Below are 18,568 nucleotides of genomic sequence, written 5' to 3' on the forward strand. Positions count from 1 at the left end.
AGCCGGCGGCCGAAGGCCGTCCTTTACTCCGGGTGCCGTCGAGAAGACCCTCAAAGAAGGGTCGGCGGCCCACCCCAGCCCACAAGAAACTCCCCGGCAGGGAGACCCAGACAACCCCACCAAGCCACCAGCATCACGACACCTCAGAAGACGACCGCAACCCAACCCACGACAACCCCGCAGCAACCAGCGCAGTCCCAGCAAGAACCCAGTAGAGCGCGTCGTACCCACCCATCACAGAAGCCAGCGAAGCCCCCACAGCAGGAGCGAGCGCACCAGCAACCCCAGCAGGCGCCGAGTAGACCCCGTTGAGCGCGGCGTACCGATCGGGACCCCACACATCGCTGACGACGGTCGCGGAGATGAGCGTGTAGAGCCCCCGAGCGGTCCCGGTGAGCACCGAGACGACGATCATCACCCAACCGACCGCGGGCAGGAGCGGAAGCAACGCGACCGAGACTGCGAACCACAGCACTCCCCCGATCATCCGCGCCCGGACACCGAACCGCCGCGCCAGCATCGGGTAGAACGCCCGCCCCGCGACCTGACCGGCGCCGCTGAGCCCGAGCGCCCATGCGGCGGTGGTGGGACTCAGGCCGTGCTCGACGAGGAACGGCACCAGATGGACGATCGAGGCGAACACGACCAGCGAGACCAGCGTGCCCGCGATCGTGAGCAGCACGAACGGGCGGCTCCGCAGCACGTCCCGGTCCCGGACGGGTCGACTGTCGTGGCTCGGCCCAGCTGGCTCCGCGCTGCGTGCGGTCACTCCCTCGTTCGACCTCGCCCCGGTCGTCTCCCAGGCGAGATCGAGCACGACGACGCTCGGGACGAAGGTCAGCACGACGAAGGCGCCGGCCAGGATCACGTACGTCCACCGCCAATCCACCCAGCCGGCCAACGCGTCGGTGAGCGGCGCGAAGATCGTCGAGGCGAAGCCCCCGGCGAGCGTGAGCGTGGTGATCGCATCAACGCGCCGCGCGCCGAACCAGTGCGTGAGCGCCGCGAAGGCCGGCGGGTAGAAGGTCCCCGCGGTCGAGAGACCGACGAGCAGCCAGCCGAGCGCGAAGACCCCGTACGACGGCGCCGCAGCGACGACGAGCAGCGCCGCCGCTCCCAGCAGGCTGGCCCCGGCCATCACCCACCGCGGCCCGTAACGCTGGATGACCCGCCCGACGGGGATGCCCGCCACCGCACCCACGAGCGTTCCGGCGGAGAAGGCGCTGGTGATCGCCGCCGCCGACCACCCGGTCGAGTCGATGATCCGCGGCTGCAGGACGGTGAAGGCGTAGTAGAGCACGCCGTACGCCGCCGTGACCGTCACGCAGAGCGTGACGAGCACCGCGAGCAGTGGCCGACCATCGACCCGTTGTTCCATGACCGGCCCTCCAGGCATCACCTGCGTGCGTCACCCTCGCACACGCGCCAGGCCCTCCTCGACCTGGGCCGAAAGGGGGCGCACACACGGCGGGCGTACTCAAGACCCTGGTGACCACGCATGCGCCCGGGATAGAACTGAACCAGCGGCGGGCGGGGGTCCCGCCGGACTGGAGACCGTGCGATGAAGGCTTTGAGGTACGTCACGATCGGCTCCGCACCGGAGATCAGCGAGGTTCCGCAACCGGAGCCGGGACCGGGCCAGGTGCGGGTGAAGATCACCGCCGCCGGCGCCTGCCACTCCGACTCGTTCCTGATGGGTCTGCCGGAGGATGCCTGGCAGACGTTCGGCTACCCGCTGCCGATGACGCTCGGTCACGAGGGCGTGGGCGTCGTCGACACGCTCGGCGAGGGCGTACACGGCATCGAGCCGGGTGAGCCGGTGGCGATCTACGGTCCGCAGGGCTGCGGCCGCTGCTATCCCTGCGCGCAGGGCAAGGAGAACTACTGCGAGCGCGCGGCCGAGCTCCGCATCAGCCCGCCAGGGCTCGGCACCGACGGGACGATGGCGGAGTACGTCCTCGTCCCCGACGCCCGTCACCTGCTGCCGATCGGCGACCTGGACCCGGTCGCGAACGTGGCACTCACCGACGCCGGCCTGACGCCCTACCACGCCATCAAGGGCTCGCTGCCGAAGCTGGTCCCCGGCTCGACCGCCGTCGTCATCGGCGCAGGCGGCCTCGGCCACGTCGCCATCCAGCTGCTGCGGGCCCTCTCCCCCGCCACCGTGATCGCGCTCGACCTGAATGAGGACAAGCTGCAGCTGGCCACGGAGGTCGGCGCCCAGTACGTCTTCCTCTCCGACGCCTCGGCCGCCGACAACATCCGCAAGGTCGCCGGCTCCCGCGGCGTGACGGCCGTCTTCGACTTCGTCGGCGCCCAGCCGACCGTCGACCTGGCCGCCTCCGTGATCGGCGTGGAGAGCGACCTGGTCATCGTCGGGATCGGATCGGCGAACGCCCAGGTCGGAGCGCTGGCCAAGCCCTACGACGCAGCGATCCGGGCACCCTACTGGGGCTCCCGTTCAGAGCTGATGGAGGTCTTCGACCTGGCCCGCGCCGGACTCGTGCACGTGACGACCGAGCGCTTCTCGCTGGACGAAGCGCCCGAGGCGTACCGGCGACTGCACGAGGGCACGCTTCTCGGGCGCGCTGTCGTCGTGCCCTGAGCCGTCTCGGCGCGTCGCCGTTCAGCGTTCCAGATGGATCTGTTCGGCGACGCCGCTGAGCTTGGACGGGTTGCGTACGTAGTAGAGGCCGGTGACCATGCCGTCCTCGACGTGCAGGGTGACGACACCGTCGACCTCCTCGCCGAAGTAGATCAGCATGCCCGGCGCGCTGTTGACACTGGTCAGCTCGAACCTGGGGATGCCGTACTTCGTCGCCAGCCCCGCGAAGAACCGCAGCACCTTCTCGGCGCCGTGGATCGGGTTGCGGGCCGCCTGCACCACACCGCCGCCGTCGGAGTAGAGCACGACGTCCGGCGCCAGCACATCCAGCAGCGACTGCAGGTCGCCACCGGTCGCCGCGTCACGGAACCGCTCCAACGCACGGCGCGCCTCGGTCGCCGAGACCGCCTCCCGCGGCCGTCGCTCAGCCACGTGGTCGCGTGCCCGATGAGCGATCTGCCGCACCGCGGCAGGCGACTTGTCGACGGCCGCCGCGATCTCGTCGTAGCCCAGCGCGAAGACCTCGCGCAGCACGAAGACCGCCCGCTCGGTCGGCGTGAGCGTCTCCAGCACCAGCAGCACCGCGGTCGAGAGCGAGTCGGCGAGCTCGGCGTCCTCGGCGACGTCCGGCGCGGTCAGCAGCGGCTCGGGCAGCCAGGGACCGACGTACGTCTCCTTGCGGCGCGACAGCGTGCGGATGCGGTTGAGCGCGAGCCGGGTCGTGATCCGCACCAGGTAGGCGCGGTGGTCGCGTACTTCCTCGAGAGGTACGTCGGCCCAGCGCAGCCAGGTCTCCTGGAGCACGTCCTCGGCGTCGGCGGCCGAGCCGAGCATCTCGTAGGCGACCGTGAAGAGCAGGTTGCGGTGAGCGACGAAGGCCTCCGTCGCGTCCTCCGTGCTCGTTCGGTCGGGCTCAGTCATGCGTCCGACCCTACCGACGCCGATCCCGGTGCGGCTGCCGATGCCGGGGCCGGCGCCAGCGGGATCTCGCAGACGTCGGAGTATCCCTGACTCTGCAGCCCTGCGGCCGAGTTGAACCTCGAGCGCATGTTCTCCAGCGCGATCATCTGGGTCAGCTCCACCATCGCCTCGGTGCCCAGCTCGGCCAGCAGGGCCGCGACCATCTCGTCGGTGACGGTCATCGGCGTGGTCGTCATCGCCTCGGCGTACTCGATGACCTTCCTCTCGGTCTCGTCGAACACGTCGGAGGTCCGCCACACCTGCACCTGACTGATCTTCTCCAGGTCGAGGTTGCCGTTGCGGGCCAGGTAGTAGCCGAAGTCCAGGCACCAGCTGCAGCCGATCGTGCTCGCCGCGGCCATCTCGGCCAGCGACTTGTACGTCGGGTCGAGCGCCTTCCACTTCCCTGCCTTGGTCTCGAACCCCATCACCGCGCGCAGCACCGGCTTGTGGTGGAACAACACGTAGCCGACGTCGGGGACCTCGCCGTACATCTTCTTGCTCACCCGCCGCACCACGGCGCCGTAGAGACCGGTGAGATCAGCCTTGGGGATCCTGAACGTACTGGGCATCGTCGCCCTCCTCTTTCTGGGTCGAGCATCTCGTCCCCATCCAGACACCGACAACCATCAGGTTGTGACAACTCGGCTCGCTAGGGTGGCATTCGTGAGCGAGCGGCAGCGAGTGAACCATCAGAACAACACGCGACCACCTTCGTATCCTGGCGCTCGCGCTACGGAGGTGGTCGCGTGAGCGAGCCAGAGACGACGACGGTGGCGGAGGGCGTGGCCCGGATCGAGTGGGCCGCGGGCGAGGCGATCGATGTCGTACGCCGCGAGGTGGCCGCCGCGCTGCTCACCCACCACCGGGTCGAAGCCTTGGTGGACCCGGCCGACGTCGTGGGCCAACGGACCGCGACGTGGTCTGGCCTCCATCGCGAAGGCCTGCTCCGTGGCGTTGCGGCGGGACAGGACCGGATGCTCTACGCGCGGGTCGCGAGCGACGCCCCGGTGGAGGCTCCGGAAGGCTTCCGGGCGCTGCTCAACTCGTTCCTTCCCCGCAAGCGAGCCATCGGTCAGATGCTCGTGCGGGATCCCGAGGACCGGGTCCTGATGTGCCAGCTGACCTATAAGAAGGACTGGGATCTGCCCGGGGGCATCGTGGAGGTCGGCGAGTCACCGAAGCTGGCGACCACCCGCGAGATCGAGGAGGAGCTCGCTCTCCTCATCCCCGCCGGCGACCTGCTGCTCACCGACTGGCTGCCCCCATGGGGCGGTTGGGACGACGCCGTCTGCCTCGTCTTCGACGGTGGCATCCGGCCGTCCTCGATCGTCGAGCAGACCACCCTGCAGCCGCGCGAGATCCGCTCAGTGGCGTTCTGCACCCTCGACGAGGTCCGCGACCGGGCCGCCGACTTCACCGCCCGCCGCGTCGAGGCCGCCCTCGCCGCGCTGCGGGGCGGTCCGGGTTACACCGAGTCGGGGCGCGCGTAGCACTCCCTGGGCGACCAGCGCCCCGAGCACCAGGAGGGCGCCGCCGGCGAGCTCGCCGGCGCTCGGCACCTCGCCCAGGAGCAACCAGGCGGAGCCGATCGCGACCGGCGGGACCAGCAGGATCCATGGGACCACCGACGAGGCGGGGTTCCTCGCGAGCAAAGAGTTGAAGATCCCGTAGCCGACGAACGAGGCGAGCACCACGGTATAGGCCGTGGAGACGAGCGCCTCCCAGCCGAAGGCGGCGACTCCCTCGCGCACACTCTCCGGCCCGTCGAGAACCAGTGAGAGCGCCAGCAGCGGGAGCGGCACGACCAGGGCCGACCAGACCGTCAGCGAGAGCCCGCCGGGGACCTTGGCCGCTCGGGAGATCACGTTGCCGATCGCCCACGACAGCGCGGCGAGCAGGCACAGCAGGAGCGCGACGACGGGTACGTGACCGCCCCGGCCCAGCGCCACGACGACCAGCCCGAGCGCGCCGGCGACGACCCCGACCACCTGCAGCACCGTCGGCCGCTCACGCAGCACACCTGCGGCGATGACGATGGTGAGCACGACCTGCGCCTGGAGCACGAGCCCGGCGAGACCGGGCGGCATCCCGGCGGCCATGCCGGAGTAGAGCAGTCCGAACTGGCCCAGGCTCATGAAGACCCCGACCGCCGCGACCACCCGCCAGGACGCCTTCGGACGCGGCAGCAGGAAGACCGCCGGGAACGCGACCAGGAAGAACCGCACCGCGACCAGCAGCAACGGGGGCACGGCCTGTCCGTCGCGCGGCTGCAGGCCCCAGTCGATGACGACGAAGTTGAAGCCCCACAGGACGGCGACGAGGACGGCCAGCAGCGAGTCACGACGATTCACATCCACCAGGATGAAGGCATCGATCATGAAGCACCAGCGAATGAATCTTCACCGAATGACGTAGCATCACTTCATGATCGATCTCGCCGCGCTCGTTGCTCTCCGTGCCGTCGACACCCACGGTTCGGTGGTGGCGGCCGCGGACGCCCTGGGCTTCACCCCCAGCGCGGTGTCGCAGCAGGTCAAGCGGCTCGAGCGGCAGGTCGGCATCCCTCTGCTGGAGCGGGTCGGTCGCGGCGTCATGCTCACCCACGCCGGCCGACACCTGGTCGAGGAGGGTTCGCGTCTGCTCGCCGATATGGAGTCGCTGGAGTCCGGGCTGCACGCGCAGGCCACGACCGTGGCCGGCCGGCTGCGGCTGACCGCCTTCTCGACCGCGATGCGCGGGCTGATCGCGCCGGTCGCCGGCAACCTCCGCACCGTCCATCCCGACCTGGCCCTCACCCTCTCCGAGCGGGAGCCGTGGGACACCATCGATCTGGTCGCCACCGGTCACAGCGAGATCGGCGTCGTGCACTCCTGGGGCGACGTACCGCTCTCCATCCCCGACCATCTCGTCACCACCGAGGTCCATCGCGACATCGCGGACGTGATCGCCCATCGCGACCACCCGCTCGCTCAGCTCGCCAAGGTGACCCCGCACGACCTGGTCGCCGAGGACTGGATCGCAACTCCGGAGGGCACGATCTGCCGACAGTGGCTCAACCGGATGTACGCCGGCACCGGCCGGCTGCCGCGGATCGCGCACGTCTCGATGGAGTTCGACAGCCATCTGGCGCTGGTGCGGGCAGGGCTCGGGATCGCCCTCGTCCCCCGCCTGGGGCGGGCGGAGCTGGGTGAGGACCTGGTCGCCGTACGTGTCGTCGACCCGGTCCCCACCCGTGAGATCCTCGCGCTGCACCGACGCACCATGGCCGCCTCGCCGGCGGTCACCGCGGTGCTAGCGGCGTTGGTGGCTCAGAACAGCACCGATCAGAACAGCGCGGAGGCCAGCGACTGACGTCCCTTGAGCACCCGCTCGTCGTCGTTGCCGACCGCGGCGAAGAGGCCCAGCAGGTGCTCGCGCGCCTTGTTGCGCTCGTCGCCCGACGTACGCCGCACCAGCTCGACCAGCCGGAGGAACGAGTCCTCGACGTGGCCGCCGAGCAGATCCAGGTCGGCGACAAGGGTCTGCGCGTCGACGTCGTCGGGCGCAGCCGCGGCGGCGGCACGGGCGGCGTTGAGGTCGACCCCCTGCGTACGCTGCAGGACCTTGGCCATCGCCAGCCCGGCGGCGGCCTCGGAGTCGGCAGGGTTGGAGGCGATCAGCTTCTCGTACTCGGCCACCGCGGCGTCGATGTCACCGCGCTCCAGCGCGTCCTGCGCCGGGGCGTAGCGCGGGTCCATCGCCGGCTCCTCGCCGTCCTCGGTCGCCGCGGCACCACCGATGGCGTTGGGCTTGTGCCGCCCCCCGATCCCCTGGGTGGTGAGCTGCTGGCCGAGCTGCTGGAAGACCGTGCGCAGCTCCTCGAGGTTGAGCGCGCCCGGGATCGGCTGGGTGACCGGACGGCCGTCGAGCAGGATGTAGAGCAGCGGGACCTGCGGCACCTGCAGCGCCTGCGCGATCTGCGGGTTCTTGTCGATGTCGACCAGGCCGACCAGGAAACGGCCGTCGTATTCCTCCACGACCGTCGATACGTCGCGCGCGTAGGTGACGCTCTCAGGGGCGCGGGAGGCGGAGTAGAAGACCAGGACGACCGGAGCGGTCATCGAAGCCTCGAGGACCGACTGGAAGATCTGCTCGTCGACCTCGACGGTGTAAGAGCCGGCGCTCCGCGCCTGGGCGGGAGCCGCGTCGGCCGGACCGCCGAAGGCGGCGTCCTGGGCGGGAGTGGTGCTGGCGAGCCCGGAGAGGTCGACGGCTCCGGGGCGGGAGAACGGCTGCTGCGTCATGTCCCCAATCCTATGAGGACGGTCTAACCGACGCTGCCGCGGAGGCCCGCACGCTGGACGACGCGCTGGATGGTCAGGTCACGCTCGTTCGGCCGGCCGACGAAGTAGATGTTGTTGAGGCCCTGCTCCTGGGCGGCCGACTCGAAGACGAAGTGGCCGTAGTTGAAGATCTGGCCGGTGAACGACTGCTTCACGGTGATGTCGAGGACTCGCGCCAGCGGCATGGTCGCCAGCTCGCTGGAGAGCACACCGTGGACACGGAAGATGCGCATGTTGGTGACCACGAACCGGTCCCGGCTGACCACCAGCGCCCGCCAGAACGCGTGCCCGACCAGCCCGAAGGCGAGCAGCACGATGATCCAGGCGACGTTCATGTCGATCGTGGCCGCCACGATCATCAGCGCCAGCCCGAGGATCACCTCCGCCACCGGCCGGATGTAGGAGACCCAGTGATGGGTCACCTCGTCGACGACGACCTCACCTTCGTCACGCAGAAGGTGCTTGGAGATGTCGACACCGAAGAGGTTCACGGAGTCAACGATAGTGAGTTCTCGAGGCGGGAGTCGACAGAACAAGCCGTACGCCGGGACAACCTCCCCCGAGAAGTCGGTTTCTGAGCGCGAAAGGTCAGTTATCGACGCCGAGACGGCAGTTGTTGAGGGCGAAAGGTCGATCCTCGACGCACACCCTGCCCACTCGGCGCCGACAATCGACCTCTCGACGCCGAAAATCGACTACTCGGCGTCAGAAACCGACTTCTCGGCTAGGAGGGTGTCGGCGGCGGCGTAGGGGTCTCGTACGCCTGTGACCACATCGGCCGCCAGGGCGTCCAGGTCGCTGGTCGAACCGACCGTCGACCATCTCGCCCGCAGGGTCTCTACGGCGATGGCTTCGACCTCTGCCCGGGCCCGGCGCGTACGCCGCAGATCGAGCGTCCCGCTGGAGCGCAGCCAGGCGTGGTGCTCGTCGAGCGCGCTGACGACCTCGGCGAGGCCCTTGCCGGACTGAGCGACCGCGGTGAGGACCGGTGGGGCCCAGGCGTTCTCCGGGCGGTCGGACAGGCGCAACATCCCGCGCAGGTCGCGCTGGACCTTGGTCGCGCCGTCGCGGTCGGCCTTGTTGACGACGTAGAGGTCGCCGATCTCCAGGATCCCGGCCTTGGCGGCCTGGATCCCGTCGCCCATCCCGGGCGCGAGCAGGACCACGGTGGTGTCGGCGAGCCCGGCGATCTCGACCTCCGACTGGCCGACCCCGACGGTCTCGACCAGCACCACGTCGAACCCGGCGGCATCGAGCACACGAAGAGCCTGCGGCGCCGACCAGGCCAGCCCGCCGAGGTGGCCCCGGGAGGCCATCGAGCGGATGAAGACACCCGGGTCGGTGGCGTGGTCGGTCATCCGGATCCGGTCACCCAGCAGCGCACCACCGGAGAACGGCGAGGAGGGGTCGACGGCCAGCACGGCCACGGTGCGCCCCGCGGAGCGCAGCTCACGGACCAGCGCGGAGGTGGTGGTCGACTTCCCCACCCCGGGCGCGCCGGTGAGGCCCACGATGTGGGCACGCCCACCGTGCGGCGCGAGCGCAGCCATCACCTCGCGGAGCCGCTCTCCCCCACCGACCGGGGCGTTCTCGACGTACGACACCAGCCGCGCGACCGCCCGGGGCTCACCGCCCCGGGCGCGCGCGACCAGGTCGCTCACATCAGCGATGGCTCACGCCTTGGGCACACGCACGATCAGGGCGTCACCCTGACCGCCACCGCCGCACAGCGCCGCCGCGCCGGTGCCGCCGCCGCGGCGCTTGAGCTCGTGGGCCAGGTGGAGCACCACGCGGGTGCCGGACATGCCGACCGGGTGACCGAGCGCGATCGCGCCACCGTTGACGTTGACGATCTCCGGGTCGAGGCCGAGCTTCTTGGTGGACTCGATGCCGACGGCGGCGAAGGCCTCGTTGAACTCGACCAGGTCGAGGTCGGCGGCGGTGATGCCCTCCTTCTCCAGCGCCTTGGCGGTGGCGTTGGCCGGCTGCAGCTGCAGCGAGGAGTCGGGGCCGGCGACCATGCCGTGGGCACCGATCTCGGCCAGCCACTCCAGGCCGAGCTCCTCGGCCTTCTCCTTCGACATGACCACGACGGCAGCGGCACCGTCGGAGATCTGCGAGGCGGAGCCTGCGGTGATGGTGCCCTCCTTGGAGAACGCCGGGCGGAGCTTGGCGAGCGACTCGACGGTGGTGTCGCCGCGTACGCCCTCGTCGGCGCTGATGACGACGGGGTCACCCTTGCGCTGCGGGATCGAGACCGGAACGATCTCGTCGTCGAAGACGCCGTTCTTCTGGGCCGCGGCGGCACGCTGGTGGGAGGTCGCGGCGAACGCGTCCTGCTCCTCACGGGTGAGCTTCACGCCCTCGGCGTTGACCTGCTCGGTGAGCCCGCCCATCGCCTGCTGGGTGAGCTGGTCGTAGAGCGCGTCGTAGGCCATCGAGTCCACCAGCGCGGTGTCGCCGTACTTGAAGCCCTCGCGGGACTTCGGCAGCAGGTGCGGCGCGTTGGTCATCGACTCCATGCCGCCCGCGACGATGACCTCCGCCTCGCCGGCACGGATCAGCTGGTCGGCCATGGCGATGGCGTTGAGGCCGGAGAGGCACACCTTGTTGATGGTGATCGAGGGGATGTTCATCGGCAGTCCGCCGGCGATGCCCGCCGCGCGAGCCGGGTTCTGGCCGGCACCGGCCAGGATCACCTGACCCATGATCAGGTAGTCGACCTGCTCCGGCGAGACGCCCGCCTTCTCCAGGGCGCCCTTGATGGCGACGCCACCCAGGTCGGCCGCGGACAGGCTCTTGAGCCCGCCGAGGAGGCGGCCGATCGGCGTACGTGCCCCGGCGACGATGACGTTGGACATGGGTCCTCCAAGAAAGTTTGCTGGTGCTGATCCGCCCCTGAGGTTACTTATTAGTAACCTCCGTGGGAAGAGTGTTGACGGCAGCGTGGTGTGGCTGTCATCACACATTGTGCCCGTTGGACCCGAGCTCAAGGAGAGTAGGCCCATGACATCAGTCGAGATCCCTCCGCACCTGTTCACCCAGATCGACCACGTCGGTCTCGCCGTCGCCGACCTGGACGCGGCGATCGAGTTCTACGAGAAGACCTTCGGCATGAGGCTCGCCCACCGGGAGACCAACGAGGAGCAGGGCGTCGAGGAGGCGATGATCGCCATCGGCGACTCCGACAACAAGCTCCAGCTGCTCGCGCCGCTCAACGAGAACAGCACCATCGCCAAGTTCCTCGACCGCAACGGCCCGGGCATGCAGCAGCTGGCCTACCGGGTCACCGACGTGGAGCAGGTCTCCGCGATCCTGAAGGAGCGCGGCGTACGCCTCCTCTACGACGCACCGCGACGCGGCACCGCCGACTCCCGGATCAACTTCATCCACCCCAAGGACGCCGGCGGCGTCCTGGTCGAGCTCGTCGAGCCGGCCGCGAACCCCGCCCACTGACGACCCGCCACGGCGCGTGAACGATCCAAGAGTCATGCGTCACATCAGGCTGGCGTTAACGGTTACTCACCAGTAATGTCCAGCGAAATAGCCCAACCGCGACCCCTACGACGACGCAGGAGCCGACCAATGCAGAACATCCTCGACGCGATCCTCGCCGGCGATACGCCGAGCGAGGAGTTCGCGAACCTCGAGATCCCCGACCACTACCGTGCCGCAACCGTCCACAAGGACGAGGTCGACATGTTCGAGGGCGTCGCGACCAAGGAGAAGGACCCGCGCAAGTCCCTCCACGTCGAGGACGTCGCCCTCCCCGAGCTCGGCCCGGGCGAGGCCTTCGTCGCGGTGATGGCCTCGGCGATCAACTACAACACCGTGTGGACCTCGATCTTCGAGCCGGTCTCCACCTTCGGGTTCCTGGAGCGCTACGGCAAGGAGTCCGAGCTCGGCGCCCGGCACAACCTCGACTACCACATCGTCGGCTCCGACCTGTCCGGCGTCGTGCTGGCCGTGGGCGCCGGCGTGACCAAGTGGAAGCCCGGCGACCGCGTCGTGGCCCACTGCCTGAGCGTCGAGCTCGAGGCCCCCGACGGCCACGACGACACGATGATGGACCCCTCCCAGCGGATCTGGGGCTTCGAGACCAACTTCGGCGGCCTCGCCGACGTCGCGATGGTCAAGGCCAACCAGCTGATGCCGAAGCCCGAGCACCTGACCTGGGAGGAGGCTGCCTCCCCCGGCCTGGTCAACTGCACCGCCTACCGCCAGCTCGTCTCCGCCAACGGCGGCAACATGAAGCAGGGCGACAACGTCCTGATCTGGGGCGCCTCGGGCGGCCTCGGCGGCTTCGCGACGCAGTACGCCCTCAACGGTGGCGCCAACCCGGTCTGCGTGGTGTCCAACGAGGAGAAGGCCAAGATCGTGCGCAACATGGGCGCCGAGATGGTCATCAACCGCTCCGAGATGGACTTCAAGTTCTGGAACGAGGACGGCACCGAGCAGAACCCGCGGGAGTGGAAGCGCCTGGGCAAGGCCATCCGCGAGCTGACCGGCGGCGAGGACATCGACATCGTCTTCGAGCACCCGGGCCGCGAGACCTTCGGCGCGAGCGTCTACGTCACCCGCAAGGGCGGCACCATCACCACCTGCGCGTCGACCTCGGGCTACATGCACGAATACGACAACCGCTACCTGTGGATGAACCTCAAGCGGATCATCTCCAGCCACTTCGCGAACTACCGCGAGTCGTGGGAGGCCAACCGCCTCATCGCCCAGGGCAAGATCCACCCGACCCTGTCGCGGACCTACACCCTCGAAGAGGTCGGCCAGGCCTCGCTCGACGTGCACCACAACAAGCACCAGGGCAAGGTCGGCGTGCTCTGCCTGGCTCCCGAGGAGGGCCTCGGCGTCCTCGACGAGGAGAAGCGTGCGGCGCACATCGACAAGATCAACCTCTTCCGCGGAATCTGAGACGCGGAGTCTCGGTAAATAGATAGCGGTTGAGACTCGATTCACGGCCGGTCTCCCCTTGCGTGAGGGGAGACCGGCCGTAGTCTTGCCCTTTGGGAGCAGAGGCAGCTCGTAGACGACCTACAGGTGAGGAATCCGCCACAAATGACGAATGAGGGACTGTCCATCTTCAACGAGGCTTCAGAGCCTCGGAAGAACCCTGAGCAAGACTCGACCGAGACACAGGTCCTCCCCCGGGTCCCCGGCGCCTCCGGGTCGCCCACCTCCGGCCACAGCTCCCCACCACCGGCTCCAGGCTCGCTCCCAGCCTTCCCGGTCGTGCGACGCGGCGGCTACGACCCCGGCACGGTCAACGCGCGCGTCCAGCAGCTCCTCCAGGCCAACGGCCAGGGCCAGTCGGCTCTGCGCAACGCGCAGCGCCGCATCGCCGAGCTCGAGCGCAAGGTCGCCGACCTCAAGGCTGCCGCCGCCCAGGGCAACGAGGCTCCGTCCTACGCCTCCCTCGGTGGTCGCGCGAGCGCGATGCTCCGGCTGGCCGAGGAAGAGGCCGCAGCCGTCAAGGAGGCCGCCGAGAAGGAGGCCGCGGTCATCCGCGAGGCCGCCCAGCGCGAGGCCGCCGCGACGAAGGCGTCCGCCCAGCGGGACATCGAGGCGCTGCGTACGACTCACTACAAGGAGATCGACGACCATCGGGAGAAGGTGACCTCGGAGGTCCAGCAGGCCCGCAAGATGGTGCAGGCCGAGAGCGACGAGCTGCTCGCCGCCGCCAAGCGCGAGGCCGACCAGATCCGGCTCGCCGTGCAGCAGGAGGTCACCCAGCTGCGCACGTCGACGCAGCGCGAGGTCGAGAAGGCCCGCGCCGGGGCGGACCGTGAGGTCCAGGAGGCCCGGCGGATGCTCGCCGTCGAGCGTGAGCGTCTGGCCCGTGAGGCAGCCGACCACCACGACCAGGCGATGGCCGAGACCGCTCGCATCGTGACCGAGGGTGAGGCCCGCGCGGCCGACGCCGAGGAGCGCGCCCGGATCGCCGCCCAGCACGTCGCCGACCAGCGCGCCGAGCTGGCCAAGGAGTCCGAGGGGATCATCTCCCGGGCTCGCCGCGACGCCGAGGCGATCCTGTCCAAGGCTCGTGCCGAGGCCGACCACCTCGCCTCCACCGCGACCGTCGAGGCCGAGAAGGGTCACGCGATCATCAAGGCCGAGGTCGACCGCCTCACCAAGCGCCGCGACGCCATCGCCGCTCAGCTCTCCTCGCTCACCGACCTGGTCTCCGGGTTCGGCAAGACCGAGGACCCGGCCGAGCTCGAGGCGCCGAAGCCGATCACCGACGACGAGGACATCGTCGACGGCGAGCTCGTCGACCAGGTCGACGAGAGCGTCACCCTGGTCGACTCCGCCGACGAGGACCTCGACGAGGACTACGACGACTACGACGAGCCCTCGGAGAAGACCGCGATCCGCGAGCCTGAGACCGTTAAGTCCGAGAGCCGGTGAACGCCGCCGCTGCCGACCGTCCAGCGGACGGTCCGGAGACGACGTCTGCCGTGACCGACTCCACCGAGGACCCGACGGTCGACAGCGACAGCGCCATCGACGTCGAGGACGCACCGGAGGAGGAGAGCGAGCGCGACAAGCGCTACGGCAAGCCCGGGCCGCCGTTCGACCGGAAGTCCCCCTTCCTGTTCGGGCTGCTCCTCGGGCTCGGTCTGCTGGCCGCGTACGCAGCGGGCAACCTCCTCACCACGATGGGGAGCGTGATCCTCCAGGTGGTGGTCTCGCTCTTCATCGCCGCGGGGATCAACCCGATGGTGGTGTTCCTGCAGAGGCTCGGGTTCCGGCGACCGTGGGCGGTCCTGACCGTCATCCTCGGCGTGCTGGGCGCTCTTGCGCTCTTCTTCGTGGCGCTCGTGCCGGTGATCAGCGACCAGGTCGCCAAGATCTCGGCCAACGTCCCCGACTGGATCGAGGAGCTCCAGCGCAACGAGCGCATCCAGCAGCTCAACGAGAAATACCGCCTCCTCGACAAGGTGCAGGAGTACGTCGCCAGCGGCGACTTCGTCAGCAGCGCCTTCGGCGGCGCCCTCGGCGTGGGCCTGGCGGTGATCAACGTGCTCGTCACGGGCTTCATCGTCATCGTCCTGACGCTCTACTTCATCGCCGCCTACGACCAGACGAAGAACGCGCTCTACCGGCTCGCGCCCGCCTCGCGTCGCGACCGGGTCAGCAAGCTCGGCGACCGGGTCTTCGAGGGCATCGGCGGCTATGTCTCCGGGGCGTTCATCGTCGCGCTCTGCGCAGGCCTGTCGACGCTGGTGCTGCTCTTCGCCCTCGGGATGGGCGAATACGCCGTCGCGCTGGCCTTCGTGGTCATGATCACCGACGTGATCCCGATGATCGGCGCGACGATCGGTGCGGTCATCGTCTGCTCGATCACCTTCGCGACGACCGACCTGAAGACGGGGCTCATCGCCGTCATCTTCTACATCGCCTACCAGCAGTTCGAGAACTACGTCATCTACCCCCGAGTGATGTCCCGCTCCGTCGACATCCCCGGGGTCGTCACCGTGATCGCGGCACTGATCGGAGCCTCGCTCCTCGGTGTCGTCGGTGCGCTGCTGGCGATCCCGACGGCGGCCGCCGTCTTGATGCTGATCCGCGAGGTCTACGTCCGGGCTCAGGACGAGCGCTAGCTTCCTGACACGAACGAAGAAGCGCCGTCCGCACCTGGGTGCGGGCGGCGCTTCGCGTTCAGGACACGGTCGTCGACTGCTCCCCCTGCTGCACCGCGATGATGCCGGCCAGGACGACCAGCCCGCCGATGAGCTGCACGAGCCCGGGAGCCTCGCCGAGCAGCAACCAGGCGAAGACGACGGCCGAGACGACCTCGAGGAGCCCGACGAAGGAGGAGAGCCGCGACCCGAGGGTGCGCGTGGCCATGATGCCGGTGGCGTACGCGACGGAGCAGGTCAGCACGCCCAGGCCGATCAGCGGCATCCACCATGCCAGCTCGAGGCCCGCCAGGGTCACCGGAACGGTCTCCATCGCGAACGGGATGGCCCCGACCAGGCAGAGCAGCGCGAGCAGGATCGTCGCGCCCGTCAGACCGAGCCAGGCCAGCGCGAGCGGCGGGAGCGTGGTGCTGGAGTGGGCGTTGAGCACGTAGTAGCCGGCCAGTCCGACGGCCGCCGCGGAGCCCCACAGGACGCCCAGCGGGTGCACGTTCGCCCCACTGACCAGGTCGAGGACCAGCACCAAGCCGGCGATGGCGACCAGCGCCCCCACCATCGTCAGCGCCGAGGGCCGCTCGCCGTGACGCAGCCACATCCACGCGACGACCAGCACGACCCCCATGTATTCCAACAGCAGCGCCGGCCCGACCGCCATCCACTGCACGGCCGAGAAGAAGGCGAACTGCGGCACCACGATCGCCAGCAGTGCGTACGCCACCACGACCCGCCAGCTCGCCAGGACGCCCCGCCACCGGCCGGCGAGCGCGCGCAGCGCGAAGGGGGCGAGCACGAGGGCACCGATGCCGACGCGGAAGATCAGCACGCCACCCGTCGACCAGCCGGTGTCGAAGAGGCCGCGTCCCAGCGGCCCGGAGAGACTGAACGTGACCGCTGAGACGACTGCCATCAGCAGTCCGGCAGCCACCAGCGGCGTCTTCTGCGTGCTCTGCGGCACCGCCTCGTCATTGGTCAAAGTCGTCATGACACATGACGATCCCAGCGACGCGGTAATGTGTCAACATGGTTTTCACCCATGACACCGAGGTAGGCCTGCAGGCGGCCGCGGCGCTGGCGAACACCCTCGCCCTCTCCCCCGGCTCGGTCGACGAGCTGGTGACCGTGGCGGCGCTCGACGAGTTCTTCGTGACGTACGAATACACGGGGCGGCACGACCGCGACCGCGCCGAGCTCGACGAGGTCCGTGCCCTGCGCGCCTCGCTGCGCGACCTGCTCACCGCTGAGCGCGACGAGGCGGTGCGGCTGACCAACGCGATGCTCGCCGAGCACCGCGCCACCCCTCAGCTCGTCCGCCACACGAACTACGACTGGCACATCCACGCCACCGAGCCCGACGCTCCGCTGGCCACGAGGATCGCCGTCGAGACCGCGATGGCCATGGTCGACGTCATCCGGGCCGACGAGCTGTCCCGGCTCTCCATCTGCGCCGACGAGAGCTGCCAGGGGGTGGTCATCGACCTCTCCCGCAACCGTTCGAAGCGCTACTGCTCACCGACCTGCACCAACCGCAACGCCGTGGCCGCCTATCGAGAGCGTCAGGCGAGCGCGAAGTAGCGGAGCGCAACGTAGACCCAGGCGACGGCGAGGGTCACGATCGTCACCACGATGCCGTACCTGGTGAACGTCCAGAAGCTGATCGGGTGGCCGGCCTTGGCGGCGAGGCCGAGCACGACCACGTTGGCACCGGCCGCGACGGCGGTGGTGTTGCCGCCGAGGTCCGCGCCGAAGACGAGGGCCCACCACAGAGGGCTGTCCGCGCCCGAGGACGGCGTCGCGGCGACCATCTCCTCGACGATCGGCACCATCGCGGCGGTGTAGGGGATGTTGTCGACGAACCCGCCCACGACGGCCGAGCCGATCATCAGCCCGGTCACCCCGGCGAGCTCGTTGTCGCCCATCAGCTCGGCGGCGTACGTCCCGAGCGAGCCGATCACGCCGACCTCGACCAGGCCGCCGACCAGCACGAACAGCGCCATGAAGAAGGCCAGGGTCGACCACTCGACCTCCTCCAGGAACGCCTCGGTCTCCGTCCGGGAGACGACCACCATCGCCCCGGCGCCGAGCATCGCGACCAGCGACGGATCCAGGTGGAGCTCGGTGTGCAGGCCGAAGGCGAGCATCACCAGAGCCAGGACGGCCAGGCAGCGGTAGAGCAGCCCGCGATCATGGATCGCCGAAGAGGGCGGCTCGATCAGCCCGTCGAGGTCGACGTGGCCGCGAAGGTCCTTCCGGAAGAGCACCCGCACCAGACCGATCAGCACGACCAGCAGGATCAGGCACAGCGGCAGCGAGTGGATCAGGAAGTCGTCGAAGGTCAGGTTGGCCCGGCTGGCCACGATGATGTTGGGCGGGTCCGCTATCAGGGTCGAGGTGCCGCCGACGTTGGCGGCCAGGATGAGCGAGATCAGGTACGGCATCGGCCGCAGGCCCAGCCGCTCGCAGACCGACAGCGTCACCGGCGTCACCAGCAGCACCGTGGTCACGTTGTCGAGGATCGGCGAGAGCACGGCGGTGACCAGGATCAGCAGCGTCGCCAGGCGTGCCGGACGGCCGCCGGAGTGCTTCACCGCCCACAGCGCGAGGAACTCGAACAGGCCCGTCTGCTTGAGGACGCCGACGATCACCATCATCCCGAAGAGCAGGAAGATGACGTCCCAGTCGACCCCCGTCTCATGACTGAAGAAGGCCGACTCGGCACTGACGACCCCGATCACGACCATCGCGGCGACGCCACCCAGGGCGGCGGCGACGCGGTGGACACGCTCGGTGGCGATGAGGGCGTAGGTGACGATGAAGATCGCCACCGCGGCGTACACGATCATGCGTTGAGCTCCATGCCCTCGACTCTCCGCGACCGCGCGCCGGATCCGAATGGGTGCTGCCACCCATAAGTCCTGGCCAGAGAGCATGTCAGGGTTGGGGCATGAGCGAGCGCCAGCGAGCGACCATAGGCCTCAGGCCGCCACTTCCGTACGATTGCGCTTGCGCTACGGAGGTGGCGGTAT

At 69.3% G+C, this 18,568-nt stretch carries 18 protein-coding genes and 1 pseudogene; 9 read left to right on the forward strand and 10 right to left on the reverse strand.

The window, feature by feature from the left end:
* Positions 1 to 133: 133 nt before the first annotated feature.
* Positions 134 to 1,378: an MFS transporter gene (locus tag WBG06_RS22275; protein WP_336739361.1), complete on the reverse strand. Its 1,245-nt coding sequence runs from the start codon at positions 1,376 to 1,378 to the stop codon at positions 134 to 136.
* 183 nt (positions 1,379 to 1,561) lie between these two features.
* On the opposite strand from WBG06_RS22275, the gene WBG06_RS22280 reads away from it, so the two are divergent.
* Positions 1,562 to 2,605, forward strand: a complete 1,044-nt coding sequence (locus WBG06_RS22280; protein ID WP_336739363.1) for an NAD(P)-dependent alcohol dehydrogenase — start codon at positions 1,562 to 1,564, stop codon at positions 2,603 to 2,605.
* A 21-nt stretch (positions 2,606 to 2,626) separates the two neighbouring features.
* Here WBG06_RS22280 and WBG06_RS22285 read toward each other — a convergent pair whose 3' ends face one another.
* Entirely contained in the window at positions 2,627 to 3,526 is a 900-nt protein-coding gene (locus WBG06_RS22285) for an RNA polymerase sigma-70 factor (RefSeq protein WP_336739365.1), read from the reverse strand.
* Positions 3,523 to 4,137: a carboxymuconolactone decarboxylase family protein gene (locus WBG06_RS22290; RefSeq protein ID WP_336739367.1), complete on the reverse strand. Its 615-nt coding sequence runs from the start codon at positions 4,135 to 4,137 to the stop codon at positions 3,523 to 3,525. Before WBG06_RS22290 ends, WBG06_RS22285 begins: the two co-directional genes overlap by 4 nt.
* A gap of 177 nt (positions 4,138 to 4,314) precedes the next feature.
* On the opposite strand from WBG06_RS22290, the gene WBG06_RS22295 reads away from it, so the two are divergent.
* The gene (locus WBG06_RS22295) at positions 4,315 to 5,058 is read left to right on the forward strand and encodes an NUDIX hydrolase (RefSeq protein WP_336739369.1); all 744 of its coding nucleotides are present in this window, start codon (positions 4,315 to 4,317) and stop codon (positions 5,056 to 5,058) included.
* A 24-nt stretch (positions 5,059 to 5,082) separates the two neighbouring features.
* On the opposite strand, the pseudogene WBG06_RS22300 reads toward WBG06_RS22295, so the two are convergent.
* Positions 5,083 to 5,946 (reverse strand): annotated as a pseudogene (locus tag WBG06_RS22300) (EamA family transporter); the annotation flags it as partial.
* Between the two features lie 46 nt (positions 5,947 to 5,992).
* Here WBG06_RS22300 and WBG06_RS22305 point away from each other — a divergent pair.
* Positions 5,993 to 6,919 carry a LysR family transcriptional regulator gene (locus WBG06_RS22305; RefSeq protein WP_336739371.1) on the forward strand — a complete coding sequence of 309 codons (927 nt, stop codon included), beginning with the start codon at positions 5,993 to 5,995 and terminating at the stop codon, positions 6,917 to 6,919.
* Here the strand turns inward: WBG06_RS22305 and WBG06_RS22310 are convergent.
* Positions 6,892 to 7,851 carry a co-chaperone YbbN gene (locus WBG06_RS22310; protein ID WP_336739373.1) on the reverse strand — a complete coding sequence of 320 codons (960 nt, stop codon included), beginning with the start codon at positions 7,849 to 7,851 and terminating at the stop codon, positions 6,892 to 6,894. The genes WBG06_RS22305 and WBG06_RS22310 overlap by 28 nt on opposite strands.
* A gap of 23 nt (positions 7,852 to 7,874) precedes the next feature.
* Complete coding sequence (locus tag WBG06_RS22315) at positions 7,875 to 8,381, reverse strand: PH domain-containing protein (RefSeq protein WP_336739375.1); 507 nt, start codon at positions 8,379 to 8,381, stop codon at positions 7,875 to 7,877.
* On the opposite strand from WBG06_RS22315, the gene WBG06_RS22320 reads away from it, so the two are divergent.
* Positions 8,359 to 8,640, forward strand: coding sequence for a hypothetical protein (locus WBG06_RS22320; protein WP_336739377.1), 282 nt, complete (start codon positions 8,359 to 8,361; stop codon positions 8,638 to 8,640). The genes WBG06_RS22315 and WBG06_RS22320 overlap by 23 nt on opposite strands.
* Here the strand turns inward: WBG06_RS22320 and meaB are convergent.
* Both meaB and WBG06_RS22330 read right to left on the reverse strand, forming a co-directional pair.
* Positions 8,586 to 9,551 (reverse strand): methylmalonyl Co-A mutase-associated GTPase MeaB, encoded by a 966-nt coding sequence (gene meaB, locus WBG06_RS22325; protein ID WP_336739380.1) that lies wholly within the window; start codon positions 9,549 to 9,551, stop codon positions 8,586 to 8,588. The genes WBG06_RS22320 and meaB overlap by 55 nt on opposite strands.
* A gap of 12 nt (positions 9,552 to 9,563) precedes the next feature.
* Positions 9,564 to 10,751, reverse strand: a complete 1,188-nt coding sequence (locus WBG06_RS22330) for an acetyl-CoA C-acetyltransferase (RefSeq protein ID WP_336739382.1) — start codon at positions 10,749 to 10,751, stop codon at positions 9,564 to 9,566.
* 145 nt (positions 10,752 to 10,896) lie between these two features.
* Between WBG06_RS22330 and mce the strand changes: the two genes are divergently transcribed.
* The 4 genes from mce (at position 10,897) to WBG06_RS22350 (ending at position 15,506) form a co-directional block, all read left to right on the forward strand.
* Positions 10,897 to 11,346: a methylmalonyl-CoA epimerase gene (mce, locus tag WBG06_RS22335; RefSeq protein WP_336739383.1), complete on the forward strand. Its 450-nt coding sequence runs from the start codon at positions 10,897 to 10,899 to the stop codon at positions 11,344 to 11,346.
* Between the two features lie 129 nt (positions 11,347 to 11,475).
* Positions 11,476 to 12,816: a crotonyl-CoA carboxylase/reductase gene (gene ccrA, locus WBG06_RS22340; protein ID WP_336739385.1), complete on the forward strand. Its 1,341-nt coding sequence runs from the start codon at positions 11,476 to 11,478 to the stop codon at positions 12,814 to 12,816.
* 318 nt (positions 12,817 to 13,134) lie between these two features.
* Entirely contained in the window at positions 13,135 to 14,310 is a 1,176-nt protein-coding gene (locus WBG06_RS22345; protein ID WP_336739387.1) for a hypothetical protein, read from the forward strand.
* A 50-nt stretch (positions 14,311 to 14,360) separates the two neighbouring features.
* Positions 14,361 to 15,506, forward strand: a complete 1,146-nt coding sequence (locus tag WBG06_RS22350) for an AI-2E family transporter (RefSeq protein WP_336739389.1) — start codon at positions 14,361 to 14,363, stop codon at positions 15,504 to 15,506.
* A 58-nt stretch (positions 15,507 to 15,564) separates the two neighbouring features.
* Here WBG06_RS22350 and WBG06_RS22355 read toward each other — a convergent pair whose 3' ends face one another.
* Positions 15,565 to 16,527 (reverse strand): EamA family transporter, encoded by a 963-nt coding sequence (locus WBG06_RS22355; RefSeq protein ID WP_336739390.1) that lies wholly within the window; start codon positions 16,525 to 16,527, stop codon positions 15,565 to 15,567.
* 38 nt (positions 16,528 to 16,565) lie between these two features.
* Here WBG06_RS22355 and WBG06_RS22360 point away from each other — a divergent pair, with 38 nt between their 5' ends.
* On the forward strand, positions 16,566 to 17,117 hold the full coding sequence (locus tag WBG06_RS22360) for a CGNR zinc finger domain-containing protein (RefSeq protein ID WP_336739392.1): 552 nt from the start codon (positions 16,566 to 16,568) through the stop codon (positions 17,115 to 17,117).
* Here the strand turns inward: WBG06_RS22360 and WBG06_RS22365 are convergent.
* Entirely contained in the window at positions 17,099 to 18,385 is a 1,287-nt protein-coding gene (locus WBG06_RS22365) for an ArsB/NhaD family transporter (RefSeq protein WP_336739394.1), read from the reverse strand. The genes WBG06_RS22360 and WBG06_RS22365 overlap by 19 nt on opposite strands.
* Positions 18,386 to 18,568: the final 183 nt, after the last annotated feature.

This window comes from Nocardioides sp. CCNWLW239, assembly GCF_037137035.1.
Lineage (GTDB): Bacteria > Actinomycetota > Actinomycetes > Propionibacteriales > Nocardioidaceae > Nocardioides.